The sequence below is a fragment of the Phaeovulum veldkampii DSM 11550 genome, from assembly GCF_003034995.1.
Taxonomy (GTDB): domain Bacteria; phylum Pseudomonadota; class Alphaproteobacteria; order Rhodobacterales; family Rhodobacteraceae; genus Phaeovulum; species Phaeovulum veldkampii.
On record NZ_PZKF01000036.1, the window covers coordinates 21,177 to 28,317 of the forward strand.

At 63.0% G+C, this 7,141-nt stretch carries 9 protein-coding genes; 4 read left to right on the forward strand and 5 right to left on the reverse strand.

The features are described from left to right. Positions 1-94 precede the first annotated feature (94 nt). Positions 95-301, forward strand: a complete 207-nt coding sequence (rpsU, locus tag C5F46_RS13080) for a 30S ribosomal protein S21 (RefSeq protein WP_107325789.1) — start codon at positions 95-97, stop codon at positions 299-301. A 134-nt stretch (positions 302-435) separates the two neighbouring features. Beyond that, entirely contained in the window at positions 436-1,860 is a 1,425-nt protein-coding gene (locus tag C5F46_RS13085) for a TrkH family potassium uptake protein (protein WP_107325790.1), read from the forward strand. A 4-nt stretch (positions 1,861-1,864) separates the two neighbouring features. Here the strand turns inward: C5F46_RS13085 and C5F46_RS13090 are convergent, their stop codons facing one another. Beyond that, entirely contained in the window at positions 1,865-2,323 is a 459-nt protein-coding gene (locus C5F46_RS13090; protein ID WP_107325791.1) for an Lrp/AsnC family transcriptional regulator, read from the reverse strand. Positions 2,324-2,461: 138 nt separating this feature from the next. On the opposite strand from C5F46_RS13090, the gene ald reads away from it, so the two are divergent. Further along, a complete protein-coding gene (gene ald / locus C5F46_RS13095; protein ID WP_107325792.1) occupies positions 2,462-3,580 on the forward strand; it encodes an alanine dehydrogenase in 1,119 nt (372 codons plus the stop codon). Between the two features lie 33 nt (positions 3,581-3,613). On the opposite strand, the gene mscL is transcribed toward ald, so the two are convergent. Continuing rightward, positions 3,614-4,033 carry a large conductance mechanosensitive channel protein MscL gene (gene mscL, locus C5F46_RS13100; RefSeq protein ID WP_168796842.1) on the reverse strand — a complete coding sequence of 140 codons (420 nt, stop codon included), beginning with the start codon at positions 4,031-4,033 and terminating at the stop codon, positions 3,614-3,616. A gap of 136 nt (positions 4,034-4,169) precedes the next feature. Between mscL and C5F46_RS13105 the strand changes: the two genes are divergently transcribed. Then, positions 4,170-4,865: a glutathione S-transferase N-terminal domain-containing protein gene (locus C5F46_RS13105; RefSeq protein ID WP_107325793.1), complete on the forward strand. Its 696-nt coding sequence runs from the start codon at positions 4,170-4,172 to the stop codon at positions 4,863-4,865. 16 nt (positions 4,866-4,881) lie between these two features. Here C5F46_RS13105 and phoB read toward each other — a convergent pair whose 3' ends face one another. Genes phoB through pstB form a run of 3 tightly spaced genes read right to left on the reverse strand, consistent with a single transcriptional unit; the run spans position 4,882 to position 7,127 of the window. Then, positions 4,882-5,574: a phosphate regulon transcriptional regulator PhoB gene (gene phoB / locus C5F46_RS13110; RefSeq protein ID WP_407947339.1), complete on the reverse strand. Its 693-nt coding sequence runs from the start codon at positions 5,572-5,574 to the stop codon at positions 4,882-4,884. Positions 5,575-5,602: 28 nt separating this feature from the next. Beyond that, the gene (gene phoU, locus C5F46_RS13115) at positions 5,603-6,319 is read right to left on the reverse strand and encodes a phosphate signaling complex protein PhoU (RefSeq protein ID WP_107325794.1); all 717 of its coding nucleotides are present in this window, start codon (positions 6,317-6,319) and stop codon (positions 5,603-5,605) included. 10 nt (positions 6,320-6,329) lie between these two features. After that, the gene (gene pstB, locus C5F46_RS13120; RefSeq protein ID WP_107325795.1) at positions 6,330-7,127 is read right to left on the reverse strand and encodes a phosphate ABC transporter ATP-binding protein PstB; all 798 of its coding nucleotides are present in this window, start codon (positions 7,125-7,127) and stop codon (positions 6,330-6,332) included. Positions 7,128-7,141: the final 14 nt, after the last annotated feature.

Below are 7,141 nucleotides of genomic sequence, written 5' to 3' on the forward strand. Positions count from 1 at the left end.
TGAACCGGGCGGTAGACAAAGCGCCCTTGCCCTGTTATATGGCCGCTTCCTGCAAACTGATGCAACTCAAACTTAGGAAGGTGGTGACAACCACATGCAGGTCAGCGTTCGCGACAACAACGTCGAACAGGCGCTTCGTGCTCTGAAGAAAAAACTTCAGCGCGAGGGTGTTTTCCGTGAAATGAAGCTCAAGCAGCATTTCGAAAAACCCTCGGTGAAGCGTGCCCGCGAGCAAGCCGAAGCCGTTCGGCGTGCCCGTAAACTGGCGCGCAAGAAGGCCCAGCGCGAAGGCGGTCTCTGACCCCGACGCACGGCCTTTGCGGCTGTTACGCTGGCGGGGAACCCCGCATCCGAAAATCCCCCGCCCTGCGGGGGTTTTTCATTTTTCGCAAGGCTTGACACACCGCACCGGTCGGAGTCATTTCTTTGGCAATCATGCTTGATCTGGCGCCCGTCGCGCACATCCTCGGTCTGGTGGTGGCGGTTCTGGGACTGGCAATGGTGGCCCCGGCCGGTCTGGATTTTGCCAACAACGATGAAAACTGGCAGGCGTTCTTCAAAGCGTCGATCGAGGCTTTTTATATCGGCGGTCTGATCGCCATGGCGACGCGCCCGGCCACGCCGCAGCCTCTGGGGCTGCGTCAGGCCTACCTGCTGACAGCGCTGATCTGGCTGTTGCTGCCGCTGTTCGCGGCGCTGCCCTTCATCCACGGGGCGCCGGGCGCCAGCCTGACCGATGCCTATTTCGAGGCGGCCTCGGGCATCACCACCACCGGGTCGAGCGTGTTTCTGGGGATCGAGCAATTGCCGCGTGGCGTGCTTTTGTGGCGCGGGATGCTGAACTGGATGGGCGGGCTTGGCATCGTCTTCGTCGCAATGATCTTTTTGCCGGTCATGCGCGTGGGCGGGATGCAGTTTTTCCGCACCGAAGGGTTTGACACGCTAGGCAAGATCCTGCCGCGCGCGGGCGACATCTCCAAAGCGCTTCTTTGGGTCTATGTCGGGCTGACGGTCCTGTTCGGGCTGACCTATCGCGCGCTGGGCATGTCGGGCTTTGACGCGCTGGTCCACGCCATGAGCACCGTCGCAACCGGAGGCTTCAGCACCTATGATGCCAGCTTTGCCGCATTCTCGGGGCCGCTGGAATATGCCGGAGCGCTGTTCATTCTGTATGTCCAGCTCGCGCGGGGCGTTGCCGCGCCGCTTTGGCGCGACAGTCAGGTGCGCGCTTTTCTGCGCTGGTGTGCCTATGCGGTGGCTGCCGTAACCGCGTGGCGGTTGATCAATACCGATGCCGGATTTGAACAGGTGTTCCGCGAAACCGCCTTCAACCTCGTCTCGATCATGACCGGCACGGGCTTCGGGTCGTCCAATGTCGGGGCCTGGGGATCGTTTCCTGTGGTGGTGGCGTTCCTTGTCGGAATGATCGGCGGCTGCACCGGGTCAAGCTCGGGCGCGCTGTCGGTGTTTCGCTGGCAGGTGCTGATCGTTGCAATAACAACCGCCGTGCGCAGGCTGCATTCGCCCAACCGTCTGGTGATCGCGCGCTATGATGGCAAGCGTCTGGATGACGACACGCTGAACCCGCTGATATTCTACTTTTTCGGCTACATCTTCATTACCGGAATTCTGACGGTGGCCCTGTCGATGACCGGTGTGGATTTCGAATCGTCGGTGTTCGGGGTCTGGACCTCGATCAACAACATCGGTTTTGCCTTGGGGCCGTTGGCCACGCGCACCGGGACGAAGGTCGATTACAACGACGCCGCCATCTGGATCATGTCGCTGGCGATGCTGCTGGGCCGGTTGGGACTGCTGGCTATTCTGGTGGTGGTGCTGCCGCGGTTCTGGCGCAACTGACGGCTCAGACAGGCAACGCCGTCGTCTTGAACACGGTGCGCAGCGCGAACGAGCTTTGCATCTGCGCCACGCCTGGCAGGCGGGCCAGATGCGCGCGGTGGATGCGCGCAAAATCTTCGGTGTCTTCGGCCACCACCTTCAACAGGTAATCGGCAGATCCCGCCATCAGATGGCATTCCAGCACATCGGGGATCTTTTTCACCTCGCGCTCGAACGCCTCCAGCAGTTCATCGGCCTGCCCCGACAGGGTGATTTCCACGAACACGGTCGTTGGCCGGCCCAGCTTGCGGGTATCCAGCAGGGCAACGTAGTCACGGATATAACCCTCCTCCTCCAGCCGCTGCACGCGGCGGTGGCAGGCCGAGGCCGACAGGTTCACCCGTTCAGCCAGTTCTGCGTTGGAGATGCGGCCCTGCTTTTGCAGCACGGTCAATATGCGGCGGTCTGTGGCGTCAAGCTGCATGGCGGCGCAATGATCTCCGACTTTGGGGGCAATTTGCCGAAGATATTAGCCGCGCGAGGCCGCATCGTCACCGATCTTTTCGATGCAATTGCGCAGACTCCGATCCATTCTGAAGGCCGGAGAGAGGGAGGAAACACCATGAGGATCGGTTGCCCGAAAGAGATCAAGCCGCAGGAATACCGCGTTGGCCTGACGCCAGATGCAGCGCGCGAGGCGGTGGCGCGCGGCCATGAGGTGATGGTTGAAACCGGCGCGGGGATGGGCGCGGGTTTTGCCGATGCCGATTATAGCGCCGCCGGTGCGCGCATCCTGCCCGACGCTGACGAGGTGTTCGCGGCGGCCGAGATGATCGTGAAGGTCAAGGAACCGCAGCCGGTGGAGCGGGCGCGGCTACGGGCGGGGCAGGTGCTGTTCACCTATCTGCATCTGGCCCCCGACGCCGCGCAGACCCATGATCTGCTAGCCTCGGGCGTGACCGCCATCGCCTATGAGACGGTCACAGACCGAACAGGGGGGTTGCCGCTGCTGGCGCCAATGTCCGAGGTGGCCGGTCGGCTTGCGCCGCAGGTGGGGGCCTGGGCACTGCAAAAGGCCAATGGCGGGCGCGGCGTGCTGATGGGCGGGGTGCCGGGGGTTTTGCCCGCGCGCGTTGTGGTGATCGGCGGCGGCGTGGTGGGCACCCATGCGGCCCGTGTCGCCGCCGGGATGGGCGCCGATGTGGTGGTGCTGGACCGCGCGCTGGCCCGGCTGCGCTATCTGGACGATGCCTTTGGCGGGCAGTTCCGCACCGCCTATGCCAGCGCGGGCGCCACCGCCGATCTTGTGGCGAGGGCCGATCTGGTGATTGGCGCGGTGCTGGTGCCTGGCGCAGCGGCGCCCCGGCTGGTGACGCGCGCGCAACTGGGCACGATGCAGCCGGGGGCGGTGGTCGTCGATGTGGCCATTGATCAGGGCGGGTGTTTTGAGACCTCGCGCCCGACTACGCACAGCGACCCGATCTATAATGTTGACGGGATCGTGCATTATTGCGTTGCCAACATGCCCGGCGCAGTGGCGCGCACCGCAACCCAGGCGCTGGGCAATGCCACGCTGCCGTTTCTGCTGGCGCTGGCAGACAAGGGTTGGAAACTGGCCTGCGCCGAAGACCCGCATCTGAAGGCGGGGCTGAATGTTCATGCCGGGCATCTGACCTATCCGGCGGTGGGCGCCGCGCTGGGCCTGCAGGTTCTTGGCGCTGATGCGGCGTTGAACCTGTGACCGGCGTTCCCGGCCCCTGCGCACCTCGGCGCTTCAGCGTTTCAGCGCGTCGCGGATTTCCATCAGAATCTCGATCTCGGTCGGCCCTGTGGGCGCTGCCGCCTCGGCCTCCTTGCGGATCGCGGTTTCCTTGATCCGGTTCACCATCTTGACCAGCAGGAACACCACAAAGGCAATGATCATGAAATTGATAACCGCGGTCACGAAGGCGCCATAGGCAAAGACCGGGGCACCGGCAGTGCGTGCGGCCGCAAGGCTGGCAAAATCGGTGTCGCTGAGATTTATGAACAGGTTGGAAAAGTCGATTCCGCCGGTAACGACCCCGATGATCGGGTTGATCAGATCGGTCACCAGCGAGGTGACGATGCCAGTGAAGGCGGCACCGATGATGATGCCCACCGCCATGTCGACGACATTGCCGCGGGCGATGAAATCTCTGAACTCACGGATCATTCCCTATTCCTTTTCCTCGCCGTCGATGCGGATCGAATGGATAATCCTACCACGGGCACGGCAATAATAAAGCGCTTCGCCCCTTCCCTCAGAGAGCTTTTTCTGGCTTTTTGCCGCCACCCGCCGGAGATTTCCCATGACCGACCTGTCCGCCTTTCCCATTACCCGCCGCTGGCCGCCCCGCACACCGGGCGCGATCCAGCTCTATTCCTGGCCCACACCAAACGGGGTCAAGGTTTCGATCGCGCTGGAGGAAATGGGGCTGACCTATGACGCGCATCCGGTATCGTTTGACCGGCAGGATCAGATGACGCCCGCGTATCTGTCGCTGAACCCTAACAACAAGATCCCCGCGATCATCGACCCTGCGGGGCCTGGGGGGCAGCCGCTGGCGCTGTTCGAAAGCGGGGCGATCCTGATCTATCTGGCGGAAAAGACCGGCCGCTTCCTGCCGCAGGCAACCCGGTATGAGGTGCTGCAATGGCTGATGTTCCAGATGGGCGGCATTGGGCCGATGTTCGGGCAACTGGGCTTTTTCCATGCCTTCGCGGGCAAAGAGATCGAAGACCCTCGCCCTAAGGAACGCTACCGCGCCGAGGTGGCGCGGCTGCTGCGCGTGCTGGATACCGGGCTGGCGGGGCGCGACTGGATCGCGGGCGACTATTCCATCGCCGACATGGCAATTGCCCCCTGGCTTCGGACCCTGCGCGAGGGCTACAAAGCGGCCGATCTGGTGGGCTGGGCCGATCTTGACAATGTTCCCGCCTACCTTGACCGCTTCCTCGCCCGCCCCGCCGTGCAGCGCGGGCTGGTGCAGCCGCCGCGGGTGTAAGGGCGCCGACCGCTTTCTAGCCCAGCGCGTAGCCGGTGCCGCGCACAGTGCGGATCGGGTCTTCGCCGCCGTTCTGCATCAGCGCCTTGCGCAGGCGCCCCACATGCACGTCGATCGTGCGGGTTTCAATGTAGATGTCGCGGCCCCAGACGTGATCCAGCAACTGTTCGCGGGTCCAGACCCGGCCGGGTTTTTCCATCATCGTGGACAGCAGCCGAAATTCGGTGGGACCCAGCGAAACCGGCTGCCCGGCGCGATAGACGCGGTGTTCGGCGCTGTCCAGAACGATATCGCCAAAGGCCAGCCGTTCCCCCACGCTGGAGGGTCGGGTCCGGCGCAACTGGGTGCGCAACCGCGCCATCAGTTCCAGCACCGAATAGGGTTTGACGATGTAATCGTCGGCCCCGGTTTCCAGCCCGCGCACCTTGTCCAGGTCTTCGGACCGGGCCGAAAGCATGATCACCGGAATGTTGCGCGTCTCGGGGCGGGCCTTGAGTTGTCGGCACACCTCGATGCCCGATACCTTGGGCAGCATCCAGTCCAGCAAGATCAGGTCGGGCGTTTCCTCGATGGCCAGCAACAGCCCCTCTTCGCCATCCTCGGCGGTAACAACGCGAAAGCCGTCCGCCTCAAGGTTGTAGCGGATGATTTCGCGCTGTGCGGATTCGTCCTCGATCGCCAGAACGACGGGTTGACGGTGCACCAGCATGATCGGGGCCTTGTCCACGGCGTTCACCCTACAAAGCCTGGTCGATCGGCGTCACCGCCGTATCATCGCCCTTCGGGCGTTCGTCATCGGGCATCACCCCACGCACCTGATAAACAACCTGTTCCGCGATGGTCGTCACATGATCGCCCATGCGTTCGATGTTCTTGGCCACGAAATGCAGATGCATACAGGCGGTAATCTTGTGCGGATCTTCGACCATATGGGTCAGCAGGGTGCGAAACAGGGTGTTGTAGATCTCGTCCACCTCGGCGTCGCGGTGCCGCACCTCCAGCGCCAGATCGGCATCGCGGCGGATATAGGCATCCAGCACATCGCGCAGCATCTGTTCCACGAAATCCGACATCCGGCGGATGGTGCCGCCGGCATCGTCGATTGGCGGCACATCGGCCAGAATCCTGGCGCGTTTGGCGATGTTCTTGGCGTAATCGCCCATCCGTTCCAGGCTGGCGGCGATCTTGACCACGGTCATCACTGTGCGCATGTCTGACGCTGCGGGCGCGCGCAGTGCGATCAGCCGCGCGGCCTCTTCGTTGATCTGCTCTTCCAGGGCGTCAATCGCGCTGTCGCGCGCGCGCACCTGATCGCACAGCGCGGCATCGCGGGTTTCAAGCGCATGGGCGGCGTCGTGGATGGCCGTTTCAACCAGCCCGCCAAGCCGGACGACATGGGCCTGAACCGCATTCAGATCGCGGTCAAAGGCCGAAAGGATGTGTTCGCTGGTCATGTCGCCCCCCTTACCCGATTCGCCCGGTGATGTAGCTTTCGGTGCGCGGATCGCGCGGATTGGTGAAGATGTGGCCGGTTTCGCCGTATTCGACCAGATTACCCAGATGGAAGAAGGCGGTGCGCTGGCTGACGCGGGCGGCCTGCTGCATCGAATGGGTGACGATCACCACCGAAAACTGTGCCCGCAATTCGTCGATCAGCTCTTCGACCTGCGCCGTGGCGATCGGGTCAAGCGCCGAACACGGTTCATCCATCAACAGAACCTCGGGGTTGGTGGCCACCGCCCGCGCGATGCACAACCGCTGCTGCTGGCCGCCCGACAGCCCGGTGCCGGGCGAGGCAAGGCGGTCTTTCACCTCGTCCCACAGCGCGGCGCGGCGCAACGAGGTTTCCACAACCTCATCCAGTTCGGCCTTGCTGCGGGTCAGGCCGTGGATCTTGGGGCCATAGGCCACGTTGTCATAGATCGACTTCGGGAACGGGTTGGGCTTTTGAAACACCATCCCAACCTTGGCGCGCAACTGAACCGGGTCCACGCGCTTGTCATAGATGTCTTCGTTATCCATCGAGATCAGCCCCTCCACGCGGCAGCTGTCGATGGTGTCGTTCATCCGGTTCAGGCAGCGCAGGAAGGTGGACTTGCCGCAGCCCGACGGGCCGATGAAGGCCGTCACGGTCTTGTCGAGGATATCCACATCAACATCCTTCAAGGCATGTGCGGTGCCATAATAGACCTGCACACCGCGCGCCGTGATCTTGATATCCGAAGTGTCCACGTCTCTCTCCACCAGTCTCATGTCGTTCATTGCTCTGGTCCTTT